The sequence below is a fragment of the Pseudoglutamicibacter cumminsii genome (genome assembly GCF_003143995.1).
In the GTDB taxonomy this organism is placed as follows: Bacteria; Actinomycetota; Actinomycetes; order Actinomycetales; family Micrococcaceae; genus Pseudoglutamicibacter; species Pseudoglutamicibacter cumminsii_B.
This window is the reverse complement of record NZ_QFWG01000001.1, coordinates 260,090-283,938: the sequence shown is the minus strand read 5'-3', so window position 1 is coordinate 283,938 and position 23,849 is coordinate 260,090. Positions and strand designations below refer to the sequence as shown.

Below are 23,849 nucleotides of genomic sequence, written 5' to 3'. Positions count from 1 at the left end.
GACTACTGCAAGCGAGATCACAGTGCGCAGGCAGTCACGAACATCAACAGCAAGCGCGCGTGCTGGTAGATTAGAGAACCGGAGAAGACACCCTTTAACAACCGTCCAGTGAGGCGGGGAAGGAGGTCGGCGCATGGGAAGCACCTCAGCTGAAACCGCTGAAGTGATGAATGCATCCGACATCGATCGCGCTCTGACACGTATCGCTCACGAGATCGTTGAGAAGAACCGTGGAGGCGACGATCTCGTGGTCCTGGGAATCCCTTCGCGTGGAGTTCCGTTGGCCGAACGGCTCGCTGAAAAGCTTGAGCGCATCATCAACCGTCCAGCCGCTTCGTTCTGCGGCTCACTGGACATCACTATGCATCGTGACGACGTTCGTCGCCGTGCCCCGCGTGTTCCCGCACCAACGCGTCTGCCGGAGGCTGGCGTGGATGACCAGACCGTGATCTTGGTCGACGACGTCCTCTTTTCGGGGCGCACCATCCGGGCTGCACTCGACGCGCTCGTCGACTGCGGGCGTCCGCAAGCTGTGCGCCTCGCGGTTCTCGTTGACCGCGGGCACCGTGAGCTCCCGATCCGCGCTGACCACGTCGGCAAGAACATTCCGACCTCCCGCTCCGAGGCCGTTCGCGTTGAACTCGCAGAGATCGACGGCTCGGACCGCGTGATCATCGAACGTCCAGCCGCTCAGGTTGAGCTCGACGAGAGCGCTGCAGGCGAAAGCGAGGCGAACAACTGATGCGTCACCTCCTCGACACTAAAGACCTCAGCCGCGAAGAAGCGATCCAGATCCTGGACATCGCAGAATCAATGACGGACGCCACGGGTAAGGAAATCAAGAAGTTCCCGACCCTGCGCGGCTTGACGGTTGCGAACCTCTTCTTTGAGGATTCGACCCGCACGCGCATTTCCTTTGAAGCCGCTGCCAAGCGTCTTTCAGCGGACGTCATCACGTTCAGCGCGAAAGGCTCCTCGGTTTCGAAGGGCGAGTCCCTCAAGGACACCGCGCAGACGCTCGAGGCGATCGGCGCCGACGCGATCGTGATCCGCCACGGCTCTTCCGGCGCCGCATACCGCCTCGCAGAAACCGACTGGATCGACGCCGCGATCGTCAACGCCGGCGACGGCACGCACGCGCACCCGACCCAGGCACTCCTGGACGCGTTCACTCTGCGCCGCGAACTCGCCGCCATCAAGGGTGAATCTTCGCTCGGCCAGGGCCTCGACGGCGCCAAGGTGGTCATCGTGGGTGACATCCTGCACTCGCGCGTGGCCCGTTCCAACGTATGGCTGCTCAACATCCTGGGCGCCGAGGTCACGCTCGTCGCTCCGCCAACGCTCATGCCGCACAGCGTTCAAGGTTGGCCTGTAAAGGTAACCCACGACTTCGACGAAGCCCTCGCGACCGAACCCGACGCCGTCATGATGCTTCGCGTCCAGGCCGAGCGTATGCACGGAGCCTTCTTCCCATCGCCATCTGAATATTCGCGCCGCTGGGGACTGACTCCGGCCCGCCACGCATCGATGAAGCCTGGCGCGATCGTGATGCACCCAGGCCCCATGAACCGCGGCCTGGAAATCAGCTCCGTAGCAGCGGATGCCCCTAACTCTCGCGTACTAAACCAAGTCTCCGCCGGTGTAGCCGTCCGTATGGCCGTGCTCTACCTGGTTTTGGCTGGAGATACGACCGACACTCAGAAGGCATGATCATGACGACCACGTTGATTCAGTCTGTAACCCTCCCGAGCGGAAACACCGCAGACATCCTCCTGGATGAAGGTGTCATCAAGGACATCGCCGACGCCGGAAGCATCACTGCACCTGAAGACGCGAAGGTCATCAATGCCAAGGGCCTGATCGCGCTTCCTGGCTTGGTTGACCCGCACACTCACTTGCGCGAGCCTGGCCGTGAAGACGCCGAAACCGTCGAGACCGGAACCCAGGCCGCCGCAGCCGGCGGCTTCGTTGCGGTCTACGCGATGGCAAACTCGATGCCGGTCGCAGACACCGCTGGCGTTGTCGAGTCGGTACGACAGCTGGGGGAGAAGGCCGGCTGGGCTGAGGTTCGTCCTATCGGCGCAGTGACTCAGGGCCTTGCTGGCGAGCGCCTCGCGGAGCTAGGTGCGATGGCAGACTCCCGCGCCAACGTCCGTATGTTCTCCGACGACGGCATGTGCGTTTTCGACCCGGTTCTGATGCGTCGGGCACTCGAATACGTTCGCTCCTTCGACGGCGTGGTCGCGCAGCACGCGCAGGAGCCGCGACTTACCGAGGGCGCTCAGATGAACGAGGGCCTCGTTTCTTCGGAGCTCGGCTTGACCGGTTGGCCAGCCGTCGCTGAGGAATCGATCATTGCTCGCGATGTTTTGTTGACTCAGCACGTCGACTCCCGCTTGCACGTGTGCCACGTATCGACCAAGGGAAGCGTTGAGATCATCCGCTGGGCTAAGTCCCAGGGGATCGACGTGACCGCCGAGGTCACCCCGCACCACCTGCTTCTGACTGAAGAAATGGTGCGCGGCTACGACCCAGTGTTCAAGGTCAACCCGCCGCTTCGCACCAAGGAAGACACCCTCGCGTTGCGCGAGGCAGTGGCTGACGGCACGATCGACATGATCGGAACCGACCACGCGCCACACACATCGGAAACCAAGCAGTGCGCTTGGAACGAAGCCGCGATGGGCATGACCGGCCTGGAGACCGCTCTGCCTGTGGTCCAGAAGACCCTCGTGGACACGGGCTTGATCACGTGGGAAGACGTCGCACGCATCATGTCGACGGCCCCAGCCAAGCTCATTAAGGCGACCAACCACGGCCAGCCGCTCAAAGTCGGTTCCGTGGCAAACGTGACGCTGTACGACCCAAGTGCCGTGCGCATCGTGAACCCTGAAGAACACCACACCAAGGGCCGTAACTCGCCATACAAGGGCCTCGAACTACCGGGCAAGGTTATGCACACGTTCTACGCGGGCCACGCGACGTTCATGGACGGCGAGCTCGCAACCCCACGCAAGGAGGTTGCATGACTCAGGGAGAATTCATTGGCTTGATCGTCACGGTTGCGATCTGCGTTCTCGCTATCGCACTGATGTTGCTCGGTTGGTCGCACCGCAAAAAGCGCCAATCAGCGATCGCGGCACCGCACCAGCTTCCAGCTGAGCTGGCTGAGCCACGCGTTGAAGGCGAAGGCACCTACGTTGTCACGACCTTCGCAGGCCAGCACCTTGAGCGGATCGCGGCACACGATCTCGGCGTCCGATGCGCGGCGGCGCTGTCCGTAGAGGAAGACGGCGTGGCCGTCTACCGCACCGAGGCAGAGAACTTCTTCATCCCGGCACAGCACATCACTGGGATCACGACGGTGCGCGGCATGGTCGGCAAGTTCGTTGAAGACGGCGGTGTCATCGTGATCCGCCATCAGCTTGGCGAAGCGAGCGTCGACACCGGCTTCCGGGCCGCATCCCGCACCGTACACAGCACACTCTTGGCAGCTTTGCGTAAGCTCGCCCCAGAAATTCACACGCAACCGGAGTCATCGACAACCGCGAACGACAACGCGGGCGCGGAGACCGGGAAGCACCCAGAAAGGACGGCATAGGTGGCACACACCGATCACGACAAGGCACTCCTTGTCACTGAAGACGGCCGCGTATTCCGCGGAACCGCTTACGGCAAACGTGGCCAGACCCTCGGTGAACTCGTCTTCACCACGGGCATGACCGGCTACCAGGAAACCCTGACCGACCCGTCCTACGCAGGGCAGATCGTCGTCCAGACGTTCCCACACATCGGCAACACTGGCGCCAATCCAACCGACAATGAATCGGCTCAGATCTGGGTTGCTGGCTACGCGGTCCGCGAACCCTCGCGTATCGCTTCGAACTGGCGCTCCGAAACCACGCTGGATGATGAGCTCGAGCGCGACGGCATCGTGGGCATCGCGGGCATCGACACCCGTGCAGTGACCCGCCACATCCGCACCGCTGGTGCGATGAAGGCCGGCATCTTTTCGGGTGAAGCCGCGGACAAGCCGGTCGAAGAACTCGTAGAGACCGTCAAGGGCCAGCCTTCGATGCAGGGCCAGCGCCTCTCCGACGTGGTCACGACCAAGGAAAGCTACTGGGTGGACCCAGCCGATCACGGCTGGGAAGGGGAGCCGGTCGCAACCGTTGCCGCCCTCGACCTCGGTATCAAGGGCATGACCCCGCGCCGCCTCGCAGAACGCGGCGTTCGCGTACACGTGCTACCTGCCGCATCGACCATTGACGAGATCAAGGGCGAGAACTTCGACGGCGTCTTCATCTCCAACGGCCCAGGCGACCCAGCCCAGGCCGACCCCGAAGTGCAGTTCGTCCGCGACGTACTCGACGCCAACATCCCGCTCTTCGGCATCTGCTTCGGCAACCAGATCTTGGGACGCGCGCTCGGATTCTCGACCTACAAGCTGCCTTTCGGCCACCGCGGCATGAACCAGCCGGTCCTCGACAAGGCAACCGGCCGCGTCGAAATCACCTCGCAGAACCACGGCTTCGCGATCGACATTCCAGTCGAGGGAACCGTAGAGGCACCAGAGTCGCGCTTCGGCCGCGTAGAGGTCTCCCACATCGGCCTCAACGACCAGGTTGTCGAAGGCATCCGCTGCCTCGACATCCCAGCGTTCTCGGTGCAGTACCACCCAGAATCCGGTGCTGGACCACACGACTCCTCGTACCTCTTCGACCGTTTCATCGAACTTATGCAAGCGCACACCGCGCAGAAGGAAGGCTGAAACCTCCATGCCAAAGCGCACTGACATTTCATCCGTCCTTGTGATCGGCTCCGGCCCGATCGTCATCGGTCAGGCCGCCGAGTTTGACTACTCCGGAACCCAGGCGCTGCGCGTCCTCAAGGAAGAGGGCGTACGCGTGATCCTGGTCAACTCCAACCCGGCGACCATCATGACCGACCCAGCGATGGCGGACGCGACCTACGTCGAGCCGATCACCCCGAGCGTGGTCGCGAAGATCATTGAGAAGGAACGCCCGGACGCTCTGCTGCCTACCCTGGGCGGCCAGACCGCGCTCAACACCGCGATCGAGCTCGATAAGTCCGGCGTGCTTGAGAAGTTCAACGTCGAACTCATCGGCGCGAACATCGAAGCCATCGAACTCGGCGAAGACCGCGAGAAGTTCAAGGGCGTCGTGGAACGCTCAGGCGGTGAATCCGCTCGCTCCGCGATCGTTCACACGATGGAGCAGGCGTTCGAAGCCGTCGAAGAACTCGGCTACCCGGTTGTGGTCCGCCCATCCTTCACGATGGGTGGCCTCGGCTCCGGCATGGCCTACAACGAAGACGACCTGCGCCGCATTTGCGGGGCCGGCCTGCAGTATTCGCCAACCAGCGAGGTGCTCCTCGAGGAGTCCATCCTCGGCTGGAAGGAATACGAGTTCGAGATGATGCGTGACAAGAACGACAACGTGGTTGTCGTGTGCACCATCGAAAACTTCGACCCGGTGGGTGTTCACACGGGTGACTCGATCACCGTCGCACCTGCCATGACGCTGACCGATGTCGAGTACCAGAAGCTGCGCGACATCTCGATCAACGTGATCCGCGAAGTCGGCGTCGACACCGGCGGATGCAACATCCAGTTCGCCGTTGACCCGGCAACTGGCCGCGTTGTCGTGATCGAGATGAACCCACGCGTATCGCGTTCCTCGGCGCTCGCATCCAAGGCGACCGGTTTCCCGATCGCGAAGATCGCGGCGAAGCTTTCGCTGGGGTACACGCTCGATGAGATCCCGAACGACATCACACAGAAGACCCCGGCTTCGTTCGAGCCGGCCCTCGACTACGTTGTCGTGAAGGTTCCGCGCTTCGCGTTCGAGAAGTTCCCGGCGGCTGACGCTACGCTGACCACGACCATGAAGTCGGTCGGCGAGGCCATGGCTCTGGGCCGCAACTTCACTGAAGCCCTTCAGAAGGCGATGCGCTCGCTTGAGCAGAAGGATGCCGAGTTCAGCTTCGAGAAGCCAGATGAGGCCGAGATTGAGCAGCTGCTCAAGGACTCCGAGCGCGGTTCGACCGAACGTATCTACAACGTTCAGCGTGCGCTGCTTGGTGGCGCGAGCATCGAACGCGTCTACGCGGCGACTGCGATCGACCCGTGGTTCCTCGATCAGCTCCAGTTGATCAACGAGGTGGCCGAAGAGATCGCAGCTGACCAGGATCTATCGCCTGAGACCTTGCGTCTGGCTAAGCGTCACGGATTCTCCGACGCGCAGATCGCCAAGCTTGCGCACCGCCGCGAAGACGTCGTGCGTGGCATCCGCCAGGCTCTCGGAATCCGCCCAGTGTTCAAGACCGTTGACACATGCGCCGCCGAGTTCGAGGCATTCACGCCATACCTGTACTCCTCGTACGATGAAGAGACCGAACTCGCGCAGCACGACAAGCCGTCCGTCATCATCCTCGGTTCCGGGCCGAACCGCATCGGCCAGGGCATCGAGTTCGACTACTCGTGTGTCCACGCGACCATGGCCCTGCGCGATGCCGGCTACGAGACGGTCATGATCAACTGCAACCCAGAGACCGTCTCGACCGACTACGACGTATCCAACCGCCTCTACTTCGAGCCGCTCACGCTCGAGGATGTCCTCGAGATCATCCACGCTGAGCAGGCGACCGGCGGTGTGCTGGGTGTCTACGTCCAGCTCGGCGGTCAGACCCCGCTCAAGCTCGCAGCTGAGCTCGAGGCAGCAGGCGTTCCGATCCTCGGCACGAGCCCAACCGCAATCGATCTCGCCGAGCACCGTGGCGAGTTCCAGCGCGTTCTGGACCGCGCGGGCCTCACCGCACCGAAGAACGGCACCGCCGTGTCCTTCGAGCAGGCCAAGAAGATTGCGGACGAAATCGGCTACCCGGTTCTGGTGCGCCCGTCCTACGTTCTGGGCGGCCGCGGCATGGAGATCGTCTACGACGAAGCCCAGCTCGCAGCCTACGTTGAGAACGCGACCGAGATCACCGCAGACCACCCGATGCTCGTGGATCGCTTCCTCGAAGACGCGATCGAGATCGACGTGGACGCGCTGTTCGACGGCAGCGACCTGTTCATCGGTGGCGTTATGGAGCACATCGAGGAAGCCGGCATCCACTCTGGCGACTCGGCGTGCACCCTGCCACCGACGACGCTCTCGCAGGAAACCCTCGACCGTGTTTCGGCGGCAACCCGCGCCATCGCAGAAGGCGTCGGCGTGCGCGGCCTCATCAACATCCAGTTCGCGCTCGCATCCGATGTCCTTTACGTCATCGAAGCGAATCCGCGTGCATCCCGCACGGTTCCGTTCGTCTCCAAGGCGACCGGTGTTGAGCTCGCCAAGGCGGCTGCACTCATCGGAGTTGGCGCGACCATCGCGTCGATGCGCGGCGGAATCCTTCCAGCGGAAGGCGACGGCGCATCCTTGCCAATGGGTTCAGCCATCGCGGTCAAGGAAGCCGTTCTTCCATTCGCGCGCTTCCGCACCAAGGAAGGGCGTGCTGTGGACTCGCTGCTGGGCCCAGAGATGCGTTCGACGGGTGAGGTCATGGGTATCGATAAGCACTTCGATACGGCCTTCGCTAAGTCTCAGGCCGCTGCGAACAACCCGTTGCCGACCGAAGGCAAGGTCTTCGTATCGGTTGCGAACCGCGATAAGCGTTCGGTGGTCATGCCGGTCAAGCTTCTGGCAGACCTCGGCTTCGAAATCGTTTCCACGGGCGGTACCGCGGATGTTCTGCGCCGCAACGACATCAAGGCGACCGTGGTCAACAAGGTTCACGAAGCAGGCGATGAACGCTCGATCGTTGATCTCGTAACCGACGGTGAGATCGCGATGATCATGAACACGCCGTCCGGCGGTGGGGATTCGCGTTCCGACGGCTACGAGATCCGTGCAGCAGCAACCTCGGTAGGCACCCCGATCATCACGACGGTCGCTGAATTCAGCTCCGCCGTCATGGCGATCGAGGCTCAGCGTACCTACCCGTGGGAGGTCGCAAGCCTCCAGGAGCACGCTGAACGCCTCGCAGCAATCCGCGCCGGCGAAGAGGGCTAAGCATGGCCACGGATTCGGTTCAGCCCTTCGGGGCGCGGCTCGCCCGGGCGATGGAACGCTACGGCAAGTTGTGCGTGGGCATCGACCCGCACTCTTCGACCCTCAAGGACTGGGGGCTTGCAGAGTCAGCTGATGGTGCGCTCGCGTTCGGCTTGGCCGCGGTGAAATCCGCGGCCGGCCGCGCCGGCATCATCAAGCCGCAGGTCGCGCTGTTCGAGCGTTTCGGCTCCGCAGGGCTAGCTGCGCTCGAGAAGGTCCAGGCCGAGGCCAAGGAACACGGAATCCTCGTCCTGGCTGATGCCAAACGCGGCGACATCGGCTCCACGATGGCCGGTTACGCCCAGGCCTGGCTCGATCCTTCCTCGCCGCTCGCGGCGGATGCCGTCACGGTGTCACCGTACCTCGGGGTCGGGGCGCTCGGCCCGGTCTTTGAGACCGCGGCGGAATTCGGCGGTGGAGTCTTCGTCCTCGGGTTGACCTCCAACCCTGAGGGTGCACGTGTTCAGCACGCAGGCGGCGATGACTCCGCGGCACTGCGTGTGGTCAACGATGTGGCTGAGGTCAACCAGCGCATGTCGGCTCACCACGCTGGCAGCGCGCCTGATGCGGCGGCCACCGCCGCACTAGGTGACGTCGGCCTCGTCGTCGGAGCGACGACCGGCGATGCGGCACGTAAGCTCGGCATCGACCTGGCCGCAGGCAAGCCACCACTGTTGACGCCGGGCTACGGAGCGCAAGGGGCCACCGCATCGGACCTCGCCGCAACGTTCGGTGACGTCTGGGATCAAGTGGTTGTGCCAGCATCGCGTTCGCTTGCGAAGCCACGCACGATGGAAGCCGCGATCGAAGCCGCCCAAGAGGACCTCGCTTCAGTCAATAGCTAGAATAAAGTCGGCCTCATCGGCCTCTAGATTTCCTGGATAACGGAGGAAAACCTATGGCACAGCCTGAAACCCAACCCAACCCAGCACGGGTCACGGTGCTGGCTGGCCCGACGGCGGTAGGCAAAGGTACCGTCTCGACGTTCATCCGGGAGAACTACCCGGAAGTGTGGCTTTCAGTGTCCGCGACAACCCGCGATCCACGCCCAGGCGAGGTCGACGGCGTGCATTATCAGTTCGTTTCACCTGAAGAGTTCCGCCGTATGATCGACGCCGGGGAAATGCTGGAGTACGCGGTCGTCCACGGCCAGAACACGTACGGAACGCCGCGCGCTTCAGTCGATGCAGCGGTCGCTGACGGTAAGCATGTTTTGCTGGAGATCGATTTGCAGGGCGCGCGGCAGATCCGCGAAACCCTGCCCGAGGCACGCTTCGTGTTCCTCGCTCCACCGTCGTGGGATGAACTGGTTGCCCGTCTCATCGGCCGCGGGACTGAAAGCGAAGAAGAACAAGCTCGCAGGCTTGAGACCGCGAAAAAGGAACTCGCAGCTGAATCGGAATTCGATCACACGATCGTCAACGACGAAGTTGAGCGTGCGGCCGCCGAGCTCGTGCGGATCATGGGTATCGATCCGACCCACTGAGAGGTTCACGGCCGTGATGGTCACGACCGTGGCTTCGACGTTGTAAACTTATAGTTTGCACCTCATGGTGCCATTGACAGATCCGTGTCAATACCAATGCCAAGGAGACTTTGTGTCTGAAGAACTGCCAGGTATCACCGATCCATCGATCGATGAACTGCTGACCCACGTTGACTCGAAGTACGCGCTGGTCATCAACGCAGCCAAGCGTGCTCGTCAGATCAACGCCTACTATTCGCAGCTGCACGAGGGACTGTTCGAATACGTTGGTCCGCTCGTTGACACCCAGCCGAACGAGAAGCCGCTTTCGATCGCTTTGCGCGAATACAACGAGGGCCTTCTCGAAGTGAAGCCTCTCAAAGAGTCGAAACCTGCTGCTGAGTAGACTCGGTTACGTAGGTACCACGTAACGTTTTCGCGGACGTATGTGGGTTCTGCGGTCCTGGTATACGGGGTCCGTTAACGTTTATGAACCTACATACGTCTTCGCGTGTTTAAATAGATGTGGTGTTTCGAATGAGCACGGTGTCGCATCGGACAGTTCGCGTTGTGCGCGGATTGAGGAACGGTTGAGCGAGGTAGGGGTTTCGGATGGCTCGGATAGTCGTCGGAGTTGGCGGCGGTATCGCTGCGTACAAGGTCCCCGGCTTGGTGCGCGAATTCACCGAGGCTGGACATCACGTTGACGTGATCCCAACCGAGTCAGCGTTGAATTTTGTTGGTGCCGCTACGTGGGAAGCGCTATCTCACAACCCGGTGCGCACCTCCGTGTTCGAAGCTGTCGACAGCGTCAACCATGTGCGACTTGGCCAGGAAGCTGACCTCGTGGTCGTGGCTCCAGCCACTGCGGATCTTTTGGCTCGCGTCGCCGCTGGGCGCGCCGATGACCTGCTGACCGCGACGATCCTCACAACCACCGCACCCGTGTACATGGCGCCGGCAATGCACACGGAGATGTGGCAGAACCCTGCTACTCAAGCGAATGTCACGACCTTGCGTAACCGCGGGATCCATGTACCAGACCCTGCTGTTGGTCGCCTCACAGGCAAGGACACTGGCCCTGGCCGGCTCGAAGAGATCACGGTCATCGCCCGCGAAGCCCTCGCGCTCATCGACCGGCCGACGCCCCTTGCTGGCGTGCGTGCCGTCGTCAGCGCCGGCGGAACCCGCGAACCTCTGGATCCGGTGCGTTTCTTGGGTAACCGTTCTTCCGGCCGCCAGGGTGTGGCTCTGGCTGAGGCTCTACGTGACGCGGGGGCCGAGGTTGAACTCGTGGCCGCCAACATCGAAGTTCCAGCTCCCGACGGGGTAGAGGTCACCGCTGTGACTACGGCCTCTGATCTGGAGCGGGTTATGCGCGACGCGGCCGCGGGAGCCGATGTGGTTGTCATGGCTGCCGCTGTTGCCGACTTCCGGCCGAAAGAATACGTGGACAGCAAGATTAAGAAGAACCCAGCCGATGATTCGGCGCCTGTGATCGAGCTGGTCCGTAACCCAGATATTTTGAAGGGTCTGGTAGAGGATCGGGGTGCGCGTGCTCAGCGCAACAACGAGGGCAGCGCAGCGAACGAGCCGGGTCTTCTGCCTCGCATCATCGTTGGTTTTGCCGCAGAAACCGGCGATGAGAACGGCAGTGTTCTCGAATATGGTCGCGCCAAGCTCGAGCGCAAGGGCGCCGACTTGCTGGTGGTCAACGAGGTGTCCGAGACTCGAGGTTTCGGTACGCCGGATAACACCGTTGCTGTTTTAGCTGCTGACGGAGCTGATGCCGGTGAGTTCTCCGGCTCTAAACGCGAAGTCGCTGATTTTGTTGTGGATGCGATTGCTGCCAGGTTTCATCGGTGATTCGACACTGAGGCACAAGCTGCACCGTCCAAGCTCTATAGAATCGAAAAATAATTATGTTTACTTCTGATCACCTACGCCTTTTCACCTCGGAGTCCGTGACCGAGGGGCACCCGGATAAAATCTGCGACCAGATTTCGGACGCGATCCTCGACGCTCTTCTGGCCAAGGACCCTGAGTCCCGCGTCGCTGTAGAAACGTTGACGACCACGGGTTTGGTTCAGGTTGCGGGTGAAGTCACCACGGACGCGTACGTCGAGATCCCGGAGATCGTTCGCGAGACCATCCTAGATTTGGGCTACGACTCGTCCGCCAACGGTTTCGATGGCGCCCGTTGCGGCGTCAACATCTCGATCGGTCAGCAGTCCCAGGAGATTTCTTCTGGCGTGTTCTCATCGCTTGAGCAGCGCCTCGGCAAAGCCAAGGATCCACGCGATATCCAGGGTGCCGGCGACCAGGGCATCATGTTCGGTTACGCGACCAACGAGAACGATTCGTTCATGCCGACCCCGATCCACTTGGCGCACCGTCTCTCGCAGCAGTTGACGCGTGTGCGCCGTGACGGCGTGCTTCCGGGCTTGCGTCCTGACGGAAAGACGCAGGTCACGATCGGTTATGACGGCGACAAGCCAGTTTCGATCGAGTCGGTCGTGGTTTCGAGCCAGCACGCCGAAGACTACGACCTCGTATCGGTTCAGTCTGATCTGCATGACTACGTCGTCAAGCCTGTTTTGGCTACCGAGGAGCTGGATTCCTCCGAGTCGGAAATCCTTCTGAACCCCTCGGGCAAGTTCATTATCGGTGGCCCGGTCGGTGACGCTGGTCTGACCGGCCGCAAGATCATCGTTGATACCTACGGCGGTTTCGCACGCCACGGCGGTGGCGCGTTCTCGGGCAAGGACCCTTCGAAGGTTGACCGTTCGGCTGCGTATGCTGCCCGCTGGGTTGCGAAGAACGTTGTGGCAGCTGGTTTGGCTGACCGCGCCGAGATCCAGGTCGCCTACGCGATTGGTCAGGCAGCTCCGGTGGGTCTGTACGTCGAGACGTTCGGCACCTCGCAGGAGGATCCGGTCAAGATCGCCTCAGCTATTCGCGAGGTTTTCGATCTGCGTCCGCTCGGTATCATCGAGGATCTCAACCTCAAGCGTCCGATCTACCGCAAGACTGCAGCGCACGGCCACTTCGGCCGCCCTGACCCTGATTTCACCTGGGAGAACCTGGACCGCGTCGACGCACTCAAGTCCTACTTCAACCTGTGATGAACTGAACTGGATTTTCTGAGCTGGGAGGCATGTTGACTGATTCGCCTGATGGCGTTTTGTTCGACGCCTCCCAGTTTGGTTTTTCGCCCGGGGTCAAGGACGCCCAGCCCGCTAAGCGAGCGTCGAAAACGCCTCGGATCGGCGCTGATGAGTACGCTGAGCGGCTTCCATACGCCCGGGTTTTGGTCGATACTCCGGTTCCGCACCTTGATCGGCTCTTCGATTACGCGGTCTTGAAGGATCAGGATTCCGATGCGGTTCCTGGCGCCCGCGTGCGTGTCGTCTTCGGTGGGCGGCGGGTCAATGGGTACATCGTTGAGCGGGCCGCCGATTGTGACCCCGAGGTAACGCCGCGTCCGCTCACGACGGTCTACTCGCCTCTGCCTGTTCTGTCGGCTGAGGTTTTGCGGCTGTCTGAGGCGGTTGCTGAACGTTATGCAGGTACGCTCGCTGACGTCGTGAAGTCTGCTGTGGCTCCGCGGGTTGCCCGGATCGAGAAGGAGCCGTGGCCGGGGCCTGTGGCGTTGCCCGTTGTGTGCCCGAAGACTCAAGCGTGGGCGGCATCGTGGGCGCCTGAGGATCCCGATGCGTGGCTCACCTCAGCCTTGCTGGCAGGGGAATCTCCGCGCGCGGTCGTTTCCGTCACCCCGGGCGACGTAGTCGCGCAAGCGGTGTCACGCGATCAGGCCTCACCCGATGACGCCCAATATCGGCTTGAGGGGTGGGCCGTCCGCTTGGCAACAGCTGCCGCCGCAACGCTGGCTGCGGGGCGGGGGAGCGTCCTCGTGGTTCCGGATGCACGCGATCTCGATACGTTGTCCAAAGCGCTCGATGCGGTTGTCGGCCAGCATGCTTACGCGCGGCTTTCCGCTGATGATGGCCCGAGCCCTCGATATCGCTCGTTTCTTGAGGTCGTCACGGGCCAACGGAGAATTGTTGTAGGGACGCGTTCGGCGGCGTTCGCGCCAGTGTGGGACCTCGGCCTGGTCGCGATGTGGGATGACCACGATGACTCCCACGTCGAACAGCGCGCTCCGTACCATCACGCCCGCGAGGTCCTTCTGTTGCGCGCGCAAGAGTCCGGATGCGCGGCCATCTTCGCGTCGTTCGCGCGCAGTTCCGAGGCTCAGCGTCTGGTCGAAACCGGCTGGGCCCGGGAGCTCGCCGCTGAGCGTTCGCTCCTTCGGGACCACACCCCGTGGGTCAGGGCAACCTCGGATAGCTACGAGTCCGAGCGGGACCCTATTTTCCATTCGGTTCGGCTTCCTCGCTTGGCTTTCGAAGTAGCCCGAAAGGCCCTCGAAACTGGGTCCGTCTTGGTTCAGGTCGCCCGCACAGGGTTCATCCCGTTGTTGCGGTGTCAACGGTGCCGGATGCCGGCGCGGTGCCGGCAGTGCCAGGGCCCTCTGCAGTTCTTGGGGTCGCATGATCCTGCTCCAACGTGCGGCTGGTGCGGCACGATCGAACGCGCGTTTGCGTGTGCCGAGTGCGGCGGCCGTCAGTTGCGTGCGGGCCATGTGGGCGCCCAGCGCACAGTCGAGGAGTTCGGCCGCGCTTTCCCTGGCGTGCCTCTGGTTCGCGCAACAGGGGCCGATGCGGTCCACCACGTAGACGCTAAACCTCAGCTGGTGATTGCAACGCCGGGTGCTGAGCCGCTCGTGGACGGCGGTTATGCGGCTGCGTTGCTTCTGGACGCGGATGCGATGCTGGCTTCCGGCGGTTTGCGTTCGGGGGAGAACGTGGCTCACCGGTGGTTTGCTGCCGCGGCCTTGGTGCGCGGTCGTCAGGACAGTGGCCAGGTGGTGCTCACGGGGCATCCGTCGCCTCAAGGTAGGGCTTTGGTGCGCTGGGATCCGTCTGGACTGGCTGCGCAGGAGCTCGCTGAGCGTTCGGAAGTGGGTTTGCCTCCGGCTGTTCGTTCGGCCTCGCTGACGGGTCCGCGCGAAGTGGTCAATCAGTTCTGTTCCGATATGCAGGCAGTCGATGGGGTCCGGGCCGTCGGGCCGACGCCCGTTGCCGACGGATCGGATGATGCCGAGCAACGTTGGCTTCTCTTCTTCGATTACGCATCCGGCCCCAAGGTGACCCACGCTCTGCGGAGGCGTAAGGTTTTGGGCTCGCTCCGGCGTGACCCCAAGGTCATGGTTCGTGTGGATGACCCTAGCGAGCTGTAGGCGAGCCTGACAGCCATTCCCTAATCGCCTGCGCCGCAGTTAACGGCGTCTCATAGTGGATCAAGTGCCCAACGCGAGGAATCATGACCAGCTGTGCGTTCGGGAACAGCGCTTCAAGCGCGGTCTGGCTTGCAACTGTGCCCAGAGGATCTCCAGCCCCTGCAATCAGTAGCGTGGGCGCATCGACATCTGCCGCCGCATCGAGCACTGTTGTCTGCACAGATGACTCATAGGTTTCGAGCAATACTTCCGGGCTTGCAAAGCCGCTCATATACGCCCGATGCTGGTGTCGGATGTACTCGCGCGTTGCGGGGTCTGGGCTCGTGGTCATGGTGATGGTTGCGCCGTCGACAAGCGCTGGAGAGCTGAGGACAGCGGTGCGCCAGCGGGCCGGAACGCGGGTTCCGAGGTCGTAGAGCAGGCGAGTGGCTTGGGTCAGCACGATGTGGCGGCCGGCGAGTGGCGGCTCGGAGATCGGGTTGAGCAGAATGAGGCGCGCAAAACGTCCAGGCTTGGCCGCCATGTACGTCGAGGTCACGACGGAACCGAACGAGTGCCCGAGCAGAACGGTGTCAGGGCCGAGCTCGAGGGCGTCGATGAGCGCATCGATCACCGCATGGAAGCCGTGCGCCGTGTGTCGAGCTTGGCTGTCGTCGTGAACATGGCTGGTGCCGAAACTATGACTGTTGCCGAAACTAGGGCTGCTGCCGAACGGCGTGGAGACGCCGTAGCCGGGGAGATCAGGCACGACCCACGTGTGTTCTGGCATCGCGTTGATCACGCGACGCAAGCCGTGGTGGTCTCCGCGGAAACCGTGGATCGCGAGGATCGTTCGGGTGCTGGAGGTAGCTTTCACGGCAGGGTAGACCCACGTGCGCATCCGCGATCCATGGACGTTGAGATCGAAATACAGCGAGTCCCGGTCATCGTCGAGCGGCCGCTCGGCAAGCGGGATCGAGGCCGGATACGGGTGCTTCGCGATGCTGTCCTTACTCACGCTTTAACCTTAGGTGACAAGCAAGCGTAATCGCGGTTTTATGCCGGGTCGTGCTTGTTGCTTGAAGTTCACACCGGCAAGATGGTCGGTATGCGTTCAGAGAAGAAGACAGCTAATGGCGCTCCGGCGGTTCGGGAATCGATCATTCGCCCATCGATCTCGCGCATCGTTGAGCGGCCAGAAACCGATGTCTTGATCATCGGCGGCGGAATCAACGGAGCCGCAACGGCTCGTGAGCTAGCGCTTCAAGGCGTTGACGTTGTGCTCGCTGAAGCCAACGACTTCGCGTTCGGTGCGAGCGGGGCATCAAGCCACATGATCCACGGCGGAATCCGCTACCTCGAGTACGGCGAGTTCCGGCTCGTCAAAGAGTCGGTGCAGGAACGCAACCGCCTGCTTCACCATGCCGCCCACCGTGTGCGCCCGCTACCAACCTTCGTGCCTCTGCGGACAACCTTCACGGGCATCATGAACGCTCCGCTGCGCTTCCTCATCAAGGATTACCAAGGTGCTCCGGCCGAGCGCGGTGCCCTCATGATCAAAGCTGGGCTTATGCTCTACGACGCGTATTCGAGGACGACGAGGAAAGCCGCTGGCCTCAAGCGCCACTCGTTCCTGATGGGTCGCAAGGCCGTACGGCGTGCGTTCCCGGAACTGCGGCCCGACACGCGTTACGTTGCGCAGTATCAGGACGCTCAGGTAGAAAGCCCAGAACGGCTCATCATCGATCTGTTGAGCGAGGCCGAGGATTACGGGGCTCGCGTCGCGAACCAGCTTGGGGTGACGGGCCATGATTCCAGCACTGTAACGCTGACCGATCAGCTCACTGGACGTCGCGTCGAGGTCAAGCCCCGCATCATCATCAACACCTCCGGCAACTGGGTTGACCTCACCAACCGCGCGCTCGGCCACGAAACGAATTTCATGGGCGGCACCAAGGGTGCACACCTCGTGCTCAACCATCCCGCACTGCTTGAGGCGTGCCGCGGCGGCGAGATTTTCTTCGAGCATAAAGACGGCCGGATTGTGCTGATCTGTCCGCTCGGGGACCGCGTGCTCGTCGGCACGACGGACCTACCGGCCCAGGCTGGGGAAGTACCCGAGTGCTCGGACGAGGAATACGAGTACTTGCTCGATCTGGTGCAAGACATGTTCCCGAACATCCCGATCACGAGGGAGCACGTCGTACACACGTTCGCCGGCGTACGACCTTTGCCGCGATCCAACGCCAACGCAACCGGCGCGATCACACGCGACCACCACATCGTGCACCTGAACCATGCCTCCGGCTCAACCCGCGGCGGAATCCCGCTCATGTGCCTTGTGGGTGGAAAGTTCACGACGTTCCGCGCGGTCGGGGAGCAACTGACCGACCACGTCCTCGACCACCTTGACCGTGACCGCACGAAAACAACGCGCGGCAGGGACGTCAAAGGCATGATCCGCCGATACGATCCGACCGACGACTGCGAGAAGGTCGTGGGCGAGTACGCAGCGGCTCTCGTGGAACGCTACGGTTCCTACGCGAACGAGGTGGCTGAGTTCATCGCGGAGCTCATCGACACAGGGTCGGATCCCGATGCGGCGCAACCGCTGACCCACACGCGCGGGCTCCTCAGAGGAGAGGTCGCGTGGATGGCTCAGCGCGAACACGCAACGAGCGCCGAAGACATCCTGCGGCGACGCACCAACCTGCGCTTCAACGGAGAAGTCAACGATGCGGTGGTCAGCGAGGTTGAGGAGCTGCTGAAGTCGATGCGTTGCTGAAAGCTAGCGTGGGCTAGGAGCTGGAGTTCTAGGCGCTGGAGTTCTAGGAGCTAGAGCGGCTAGCGATTCCGCTACTGCGGTACCTAAGGTCGCTTCCTCTTCCTGGCTGAGCCTGCGGCCGATGCTCATTCGGACAGAAGTGCGGGCTTGGGCCGCGGCGATCCCCAGGGCCGTGAGCACGTGCGATGGTTCGGTTGAGCCCGCGTGGCACGCCGAGCCGCTCGAGCACACGACGCCGCGGTGTTCTAGCTCGATCAGCATCGCCTCGCCATTGACTCGCGGGAAAAGGAACATCGCGATGCTAGGGGAGCAGTCCTGAGGCGTTTCAGGGCCGAGCACCACGACCTCGTCCCCGGCATGCGCGAGGACCACGCGTTTGAGCTGTTCGGCTGGGGTTTCGCCCTCCGTTGCGGCTTCACCTTCCCCTGCACCAGACGCCGGGGTTTTGATATCCGCAGCGCCGGCCATAAGCTTCTCCGAGAACGCGGCCGCCATACCCATGAGCCCAGGAACGTTTGGGGTACCTGCACGCAATCCGTGTTCTTGTGAACCGGGGAGCATCGGCACGAATCCACGCACCTTCACCACGTTCCCGGCCAGAACTAGCGCGCCAGTTCCCGTGGGCCCACCGAACTTATGACCCGCAAGCGTCAGCGCGTCACAGTGAACCACGAGCCCCGGCATGAGCGGCACCGGAGCCGCAACGGCATCGCACACCACAGGGGCACCAGCATCACGCGCGAGTCGGGCCACTGGCTCGATCGGTTGCATGCTGCCGACCTCGTTATTGACGGCCATGACGGCGACCAACGCGACCCGCTCATCGAGCATCGAGGCCAAAGCGTCAACGTCGAGCAGCCCGCGGGAATCGACCGGGATCTGCTCGAGAGAGAACCCTTCACGCTCGGCCACATCCCGGGCCGGGGTCAGGACCGAGGAATGCTCGATGGCTGATACGAGGATTCGTGTGCGTTCCGGCTGAGCATCACGAGCGGCGCGTGCGAGGCCCGTGACGGCCATCGCGTTCGATTCAGTCCCTCCCGAGGTAAACACGACTGAGCTGTCTGCAACATTGAGCCCCTGGGCAATGAGCGAGCGAGCGGAATTCAGTCCGGAGCGCATCGACGCTCCGGCTGCGTGAACACTCGCCGGGTTGCCGATGCCTTGCTGAAGCCACGCGACGTGGTGCCGCAGAGACTCAGCAGACTGCGGGGCCGACGCCGCTTCATCCAGATACAGCACCAGCACCATCCGATTCAGTGTCAGCAGCATCCGTTTCAGTGTCAGCACTGTCCGAGGCACAGTTCGAATCCGCGAACTCCGCATCCAGGCCGAGGTCCAAGTTCGAAACCGCGTGCGTCAAAGCGCCTACCGAGATCACGTCGACGCCGGTCGCCGCGATGGCGCCGATAGTTTCGAGGTTCACGTTCCCGCTCGCTTCTACATACGCGCGGCCAGCAACCTGGCGGACCCCCGCAGCGAGCGCGTCGGTATCGAAGTTGTCGAGCATGATGGTGTCCACTCCCGCCGCGAGCACAGGCTCGATCTGTTCCGGCGTGTCCACTTCGACCTCGAAATGCGTTGTGTGCCCCATCCGCTGTTTGCCGCGCAACAGATTCCGCGTCAGCTCGTCCCCTTCACCCAAGAGGCTCACGTGGTTGTCCTTGAGCATCACTGCGTCCGACAAGCCCCAACGGTGGTTGAATCCGCCACCGCACCGCACCGCGAGCCGTTCGAGGGAACGCAGACCCGGGGTTGTCTTGCGTGTGTCAGCCACACGCACGATGCCGTCAAGCCCGCCGCGCGCACGTCCCGCTTGCGCCGCGTCAACGTAAGCGCGAGTCACGGTAGCGATGGCACACATGCGTTGCAGAAGGTTCAGGCCAACGCGTTCACCGAGCAGAACCGCGTGCGCGGGTCCCGAAACCGAGATCAGCACATCGTTAGCGGCGAAAGCCTCACCATCGGCAACACGCTGACGCACCTTTATCCCGCTAGCCTCGATCCCGCTAGCCTCGCGGCCGCGGCCGTCCTGCGTTCCCACACGTTCAGCGGCCTGGCGCATGACCTCGGCGAAGACTTCGCCACCAGCCATGACCCCGGCTTCTCGAGCCCGCACCACGCATCGATCACCGAGCCGGCATCGACGAACGTGCGGCACGTGATGTCGCCGTACGGGGCGTCCTCTTCCAAAGCTCGCGCAACAATCTGCCGAGCGTCCGCTGGCAAGCCATCTACAGCATCGTAATCAACAGCCAAGCGTTTCCCTCCCAGTGTTCCTTCCGCTCGTTTACGTCCGCTTACTTACGCGGAGCGGCTTCGAGCATGCGGTCCAGAGCGAGCTTCGCATCGCGCGCCTGATCCTCTGGAACCGAAATCTGGTTAACAACGCGGCCCGCAACGAGCTCCTCCAGAACCCACGCAAGATAAGCAGGGTGGATGCGGTACATCGTCGAGCACGGGCACACCACAGGATCCAGACAGAAGATCGTGTGTTCCGGATGCTGCTGTGCGAGGCGGTTGACCATCGTGATCTCGGTTCCGATCGCGAAAACCGTGCCCGGCTCCGCGGACTTCACGGCGCGCTGGATGTAGTCGGTCGAGCCCGCTTCATCCGCGGCATCGATGACTTCCATGGGGCACTCTGGGTGGGCGATAACCCGCACGTTCGGGAACGCTGCACGCGCCGCCTCAACCTGTTCGACCGTGAACCGCTCATGCACCGAGCAGAAACCGTGCCACAGAATGACCTTCGAATCCCGGAGCGAGTCGGCCGTATTGCCGTAACCGCCCAACGGTTGATTCGGCTTCCACATCGGCATCTTCTCCAGCGGGATCCCCATCGCGCGGCCCGTGTTCCGGCCCAGATGCTGGTCCGGGAAGAACAACACACGGTGTGCCTTCTCGAAAGCCTTCTCCAGAACCACTTCGGCGTTGGACGACGTGCACACCACGCCGCCGTGCCGCCCCACGAACGCCTTCAACGCGGCCGAAGAGTTCATGTAGGTGATCGGCATAACCGGCATCTTGCCGGTCTCATCCGGTGTGCTCAGATCACCCAGAACAGAGCCCAGCTGCTCCCAGCAGTCCTCAACGCCTGCGACATCCGCCATGTCCGCCATCGAGCATCCGGCAGCAAGGTTCGGAAGCACCACAGCTTGCTCAGGCTTCGAAAGGATGTCCGCGGTTTCCGCCATGAAGTGCACGCCGCAGAAAACGATGTATTCGGCGTCCTGCTTGGTCAGTGCCGCGCGCGCGAGCTGGAATGAGTCCCCGAGGAAGTCAGCGTGCTGGACGATCTCATCACGCTGATAGAAGTGCCCTAGCACCACGACGCGGTCGCCCAGCGTGGCCTTGGCGCTCGCGATCCGCTCGTGCAGCTCCTCATCGCTGGCCTTGCGGTACTCCTCAGGGATGCTGCCCTGGACCGGTGCGTTGACAGGGATCTGATCGGACTCGGAAGCACCAGGACCATATGCCGGCCCCTGCTGGTCGATGGTCCACGGAGCCGCCACAAGCCCCGTCGAGCATGAGCTCGCGGCGAGCATGTCTGGGGTGAGTACATCGCGGCGGATAGTCGGCATAGGCAGGTCAGTCATGGTTCACTTCCGTTGTTTCAGGCGTAGCCGTTGTTTCTAGCGCTTCAGTTGTTTCGAGGGTGTAAAGCCGCGGCGGCCGGTGCTTAGTTCCTTCGAGGAACTCTCCGGTGGGTTTGATGCGCGGATGGTTCTTGATGGTGCGTTGAAAATTTCCGGGGTCCAGGCGGGTGCTCTGGATGGTTTCGGCAAGCTCTCGCAGGTCAGCGAGGACGAATTTCGACGGCAGGGTTGCTTGTGCGAGGGCGTCCAATTGGATGTTCCGCAGGGTTTCGAGGGCTTGGTCGATGATGTGGCGGTGGTCGAAAGCCATCTCCGGGAGGTCATCGATATCCCACCAACTGAGGTGGGGGTCGGACTCGGCGACCTGCTGTGCCGCATCGAGGTCCGTTAGCTGCAACAGGGTCCAGTAGGCGACCGTGACGACTCGGAGTCCGGGGGAGGGCTCGTTTTGTTCAGGAGTGCGGTTCAGGCCACCGAACGTGTGCATCTGCTTCGGCTGATAACCGCGCCGATGACCAGCGAGCCCGGTTGCGTTATCGAACGTCACGGCCGCAGATTCATCGAGCGATAACGCTGGCTCGAGTGGTCCGCCTGGGAGCGCGTAGCGGCCGCGGAAAGGTTCCCGGATTCGTTCGACGAGGGGAATCACGATTCGGTAGGGCAACGGCGTAGTCCGGCAAGGCGAGGGCGAGGTTGGTTGGCTTTTTCGGAAGCCGAAAACGATGACGGAGACCGCCAGCACTGGCTGGAGGTTTTGGCGTTCAGTGACGTTAGCCCACCGGTGCATAGAAGCGACTGTACCGAGTTATTGTCAGCAAGACAATAAGGCGTGCGAACCCCGGCTAAGCGTGCCGGACATCGCGCTCAGCCTGAGGGCTCGCTACGATGCTGTGAGACTTGCCGTAAGATTCATCTGCCAACCACGCACACATCGAGGGCTCCATGACGCAGAAACTGACCAAGACGCAGAAACTGATCGTGGCGATCGATCAAGGAACCACATCCTCACGGGCGATTGCCTTCGATGAGCGCGGTCAGCAACAGGCTGTCGCCCAGCGTGAACATGAGCAACACTTTCCGCGGCCAGGCTGGGTCGAACACGATGCAAGCGAAATCCGCGACAACGTGACCGCCGTTCTTGCCGAACTGTTCGAAATCCTCGGGGACCAAGCCAGTGCTGTGCAGGGGATCGGCATCACCAACCAGCGCGAAACCGTCGTCGTTTGGGACGCGGCAACCGGCGAACCGGTAGCCCCAGCCATCGTGTGGCAAGACGCCCGCACCCAGCGCATCCTTGACGAGATGGAAGAAGACGGCGGACTCGACCGCTACCGCGAGATCACCGGCCTGCCGCTCACAACCTACTTCTCGGCGACCAAGCTCCGCTGGATCCTCGACAGCGATCCAGAACTTCAACGGCGAGCCGACGCGGGCGAACTACTCGCCGGAACCATGGACTCCTGGGTCATCTGGAACCTCACCGGAGGAACCAACGGCGGGCTCCACGTCACCGACGTAACCAACGCATCGCGAACCCTGCTCATGAACCTGCGCCAGCAAGAGTGGGAACCCAGCATCCTCGCTGACTTCAACATTCCAGCATCCATGCTGCCCCGCATCGTGAGCTCCTCCGGCCACATCGGCCAGATCAGCGAGAACCAACCGGGCGCAGGCCTGCCCATCGCGGGAATCCTGGGCGACCAACAAGCCGCACTCTTCGGCCAAGCCGCCTTCAAGCCAGGCCAAGCCAAGAACACATACGGAACCGGATGCTTTGTCATGTACAACACCGGAACCGTGCCAGCGCGCAGCTCCAAGGGACTGCTCACGACGGTCGCTTACCAGCTCGACGGCGAAGAACCCGTATACGCGCTCGAAGGCTCAATCGCAGTAGCCGGATCGCTCGTTCAGTGGCTACGCGACAACCTCAAGATGTTCGACCACGCCCCTAAAATCGAGGAGCTTGCAAGCCAAGTTGAAGACTCGGGCGGCTGCTACATCGTTCCGGCTTTCTCTGGACTCTATGCTCCGTGGTGGCAACCCGAAGCCCGCGGAGTCATGACCGGGCTGACCCGCTACGTGACCCGCGAACACATCGCCCGCGCCGTCCTGGAAGCAACAGCCTTCCAGACGGCAGATGTTTTCGATGCGGCTGAGGAAGACGTCGACGGTCAGCTCACCGAGCTACGCGTAGACGGCGGGATGGTCGCCAACAACCTGCTCATGCAGTTCCAAGCCGACCTTCTCGGCGTGGACGTTGTACGACCAGCAGTCACCGAAACCACCGCGCTCGGGGCAGCCTATGCCGCCGGGCTCGCCGTTGGCGTGTGGGGCTCGCTGGAAGAAATCGAACAGAACTGGCAGCTTGAGCGCACCTTCACCCGCACGATGGAGAAGGACAAGGTTGAACGCAAGAAACGCCTCTGGCGTAAAGCCGTGCACCGCAGCTTCGACTGGGTCGACGAGGACGTCCAAGCTGACTCCGGAACCTAACCACCACGTCATGTGACGTGCACCAAACATGAAGATCCCTGTTCGCGACGTAGAATAGGGAACTGCTTTGGCTCTCGCGCCATCCGCAAGGAATTTACAAGCAAAAAGTGAC

18 protein-coding genes and 1 pseudogene are annotated in these 23,849 nt (G+C 62.2%); 14 read left to right on the top strand and 5 right to left on the bottom strand.

Translation table 11 applies throughout. The annotated features are described in order from the left end of the window. Positions 1-133 precede the first annotated feature (133 nt). The 12 genes from pyrR to CAY35_RS01245 all read left to right on the top strand — a co-directional run bounded on the left by pyrR (position 134) and on the right by CAY35_RS01245 (position 14,881). Complete coding sequence (gene pyrR / locus CAY35_RS01300; protein ID WP_109302987.1) at positions 134-742, top strand: bifunctional pyr operon transcriptional regulator/uracil phosphoribosyltransferase PyrR; 609 nt, start codon at positions 134-136, stop codon at positions 740-742. Further along, positions 742-1,710, top strand: coding sequence for an aspartate carbamoyltransferase catalytic subunit (locus tag CAY35_RS01295; protein WP_109302986.1), 969 nt, complete (start codon positions 742-744; stop codon positions 1,708-1,710). Before pyrR ends, CAY35_RS01295 begins: the two co-directional genes overlap by 1 nt. Next, on the top strand, positions 1,707-3,029 hold the full coding sequence (locus tag CAY35_RS01290; protein ID WP_375231728.1) for a dihydroorotase: 1,323 nt from the start codon (positions 1,707-1,709) through the stop codon (positions 3,027-3,029). The genes CAY35_RS01295 and CAY35_RS01290 overlap by 4 nt, the downstream gene beginning before the upstream one ends. Further along, complete coding sequence (locus CAY35_RS01285; RefSeq protein WP_109302985.1) at positions 3,026-3,601, top strand: PH-like domain-containing protein; 576 nt, start codon at positions 3,026-3,028, stop codon at positions 3,599-3,601. The genes CAY35_RS01290 and CAY35_RS01285 overlap by 4 nt, the downstream gene beginning before the upstream one ends. Further along, positions 3,602-4,771 (top strand): glutamine-hydrolyzing carbamoyl-phosphate synthase small subunit, encoded by a 1,170-nt coding sequence (gene carA / locus CAY35_RS01280; protein WP_109302984.1) that lies wholly within the window; start codon positions 3,602-3,604, stop codon positions 4,769-4,771. 7 nt (positions 4,772-4,778) lie between these two features. After that, positions 4,779-8,075, top strand: coding sequence for a carbamoyl-phosphate synthase large subunit (gene carB / locus CAY35_RS01275; protein WP_109302983.1), 3,297 nt, complete (start codon positions 4,779-4,781; stop codon positions 8,073-8,075). Positions 8,076-8,077: 2 nt separating this feature from the next. Continuing rightward, complete coding sequence (gene pyrF, locus CAY35_RS01270) at positions 8,078-8,959, top strand: orotidine-5'-phosphate decarboxylase (protein WP_109302982.1); 882 nt, start codon at positions 8,078-8,080, stop codon at positions 8,957-8,959. 53 nt (positions 8,960-9,012) lie between these two features. Further along, a complete protein-coding gene (gene gmk, locus CAY35_RS01265; protein WP_109302981.1) occupies positions 9,013-9,600 on the top strand; it encodes a guanylate kinase in 588 nt (195 codons plus the stop codon). A 112-nt stretch (positions 9,601-9,712) separates the two neighbouring features. Continuing rightward, positions 9,713-9,985 carry a DNA-directed RNA polymerase subunit omega gene (gene rpoZ, locus CAY35_RS01260; protein ID WP_101629343.1) on the top strand — a complete coding sequence of 91 codons (273 nt, stop codon included), beginning with the start codon at positions 9,713-9,715 and terminating at the stop codon, positions 9,983-9,985. A 206-nt stretch (positions 9,986-10,191) separates the two neighbouring features. Next, complete coding sequence (gene coaBC / locus CAY35_RS01255) at positions 10,192-11,445, top strand: bifunctional phosphopantothenoylcysteine decarboxylase/phosphopantothenate--cysteine ligase CoaBC (RefSeq protein ID WP_109302980.1); 1,254 nt, start codon at positions 10,192-10,194, stop codon at positions 11,443-11,445. A 56-nt stretch (positions 11,446-11,501) separates the two neighbouring features. Further along, a complete protein-coding gene (gene metK, locus CAY35_RS01250; RefSeq protein WP_101629341.1) occupies positions 11,502-12,704 on the top strand; it encodes a methionine adenosyltransferase in 1,203 nt (400 codons plus the stop codon). 32 nt (positions 12,705-12,736) lie between these two features. Further along, positions 12,737-14,881 carry a primosomal protein N' family DNA-binding protein gene (locus tag CAY35_RS01245; RefSeq protein ID WP_109302979.1) on the top strand — a complete coding sequence of 715 codons (2,145 nt, stop codon included), beginning with the start codon at positions 12,737-12,739 and terminating at the stop codon, positions 14,879-14,881. Here the strand turns inward: CAY35_RS01245 and CAY35_RS01240 are convergent. Further along, positions 14,868-15,878, bottom strand: a complete 1,011-nt coding sequence (locus CAY35_RS01240) for an alpha/beta fold hydrolase (protein WP_109302978.1) — start codon at positions 15,876-15,878, stop codon at positions 14,868-14,870. The genes CAY35_RS01245 and CAY35_RS01240 overlap by 14 nt on opposite strands. Positions 15,879-15,968: 90 nt before the next feature. Between CAY35_RS01240 and CAY35_RS01235 the strand changes: the two genes are divergently transcribed. Next, the gene (locus CAY35_RS01235; protein ID WP_181377440.1) at positions 15,969-17,645 is read left to right on the top strand and encodes a glycerol-3-phosphate dehydrogenase/oxidase; all 1,677 of its coding nucleotides are present in this window, start codon (positions 15,969-15,971) and stop codon (positions 17,643-17,645) included. Positions 17,646-17,648: 3 nt separating this feature from the next. Here the strand turns inward: CAY35_RS01235 and CAY35_RS01230 are convergent, their stop codons facing one another. The 4 genes and pseudogenes from CAY35_RS01230 to CAY35_RS01215 all read right to left on the bottom strand — a co-directional run bounded on the left by CAY35_RS01230 (position 17,649) and on the right by CAY35_RS01215 (position 22,031). After that, positions 17,649-18,887, bottom strand: a complete 1,239-nt coding sequence (locus CAY35_RS01230) for a cysteine desulfurase family protein (RefSeq protein ID WP_181377439.1) — start codon at positions 18,885-18,887, stop codon at positions 17,649-17,651. Further along, positions 18,871-19,874 (bottom strand): annotated as a pseudogene (gene nadC, locus CAY35_RS01225) (carboxylating nicotinate-nucleotide diphosphorylase). Before nadC ends, CAY35_RS01230 begins: the two are co-directional and overlap by 17 nt. A 71-nt stretch (positions 19,875-19,945) precedes the next feature. Next, positions 19,946-21,229, bottom strand: coding sequence for a quinolinate synthase NadA (gene nadA / locus CAY35_RS01220; RefSeq protein WP_258265585.1), 1,284 nt, complete (start codon positions 21,227-21,229; stop codon positions 19,946-19,948). A gap of 7 nt (positions 21,230-21,236) precedes the next feature. Next, a complete protein-coding gene (locus CAY35_RS01215; protein WP_146191888.1) occupies positions 21,237-22,031 on the bottom strand; it encodes an NUDIX hydrolase in 795 nt (264 codons plus the stop codon). 155 nt (positions 22,032-22,186) lie between these two features. On the opposite strand from CAY35_RS01215, the gene glpK reads away from it, so the two are divergent. Continuing rightward, a complete protein-coding gene (gene glpK / locus CAY35_RS01210; RefSeq protein WP_109302972.1) occupies positions 22,187-23,737 on the top strand; it encodes a glycerol kinase GlpK in 1,551 nt (516 codons plus the stop codon). Positions 23,738-23,849: the final 112 nt, after the last annotated feature.

What these genes read in the sequence shown, in the direction of transcription:
- pyrF (WP_109302982.1), top strand. Translation starts at nt 8,078, where the DNA reads ATGGCCACGGATTCGGTTCAGCCCTTCGGGGCGCGGCTCGCCCGGGCG.
- CAY35_RS01245 (WP_109302979.1), top strand. Translation starts at nt 12,737, where the DNA reads ATGTTGACTGATTCGCCTGATGGCGTTTTGTTCGACGCCTCCCAGTTT.
- CAY35_RS01235 (WP_181377440.1), top strand. Translation starts at nt 15,969, where the DNA reads ATGCGTTCAGAGAAGAAGACAGCTAATGGCGCTCCGGCGGTTCGGGAA.
- CAY35_RS01285 (WP_109302985.1), top strand. Translation starts at nt 3,026, where the DNA reads ATGACTCAGGGAGAATTCATTGGCTTGATCGTCACGGTTGCGATCTGC.
- coaBC (WP_109302980.1), top strand. Translation starts at nt 10,192, where the DNA reads ATGGCTCGGATAGTCGTCGGAGTTGGCGGCGGTATCGCTGCGTACAAG.
- gmk (WP_109302981.1), top strand. Translation starts at nt 9,013, where the DNA reads ATGGCACAGCCTGAAACCCAACCCAACCCAGCACGGGTCACGGTGCTG.
- carB (WP_109302983.1), top strand. Translation starts at nt 4,779, where the DNA reads ATGCCAAAGCGCACTGACATTTCATCCGTCCTTGTGATCGGCTCCGGC.
- metK (WP_101629341.1), top strand. Translation starts at nt 11,502, where the DNA reads ATGTTTACTTCTGATCACCTACGCCTTTTCACCTCGGAGTCCGTGACC.
- CAY35_RS01295 (WP_109302986.1), top strand. Translation starts at nt 742, where the DNA reads ATGCGTCACCTCCTCGACACTAAAGACCTCAGCCGCGAAGAAGCGATC.
- nadA (WP_258265585.1), bottom strand. Translation starts at nt 21,229, where the DNA reads ATGCCGACTATCCGCCGCGATGTACTCACCCCAGACATGCTCGCCGCG.
- glpK (WP_109302972.1), top strand. Translation starts at nt 22,187, where the DNA reads ATGACGCAGAAACTGACCAAGACGCAGAAACTGATCGTGGCGATCGAT.
- CAY35_RS01215 (WP_146191888.1), bottom strand. Translation starts at nt 22,031, where the DNA reads ATGCACCGGTGGGCTAACGTCACTGAACGCCAAAACCTCCAGCCAGTG.
- pyrR (WP_109302987.1), top strand. Translation starts at nt 134, where the DNA reads ATGGGAAGCACCTCAGCTGAAACCGCTGAAGTGATGAATGCATCCGAC.
- CAY35_RS01290 (WP_375231728.1), top strand. Translation starts at nt 1,707, where the DNA reads ATGATCATGACGACCACGTTGATTCAGTCTGTAACCCTCCCGAGCGGA.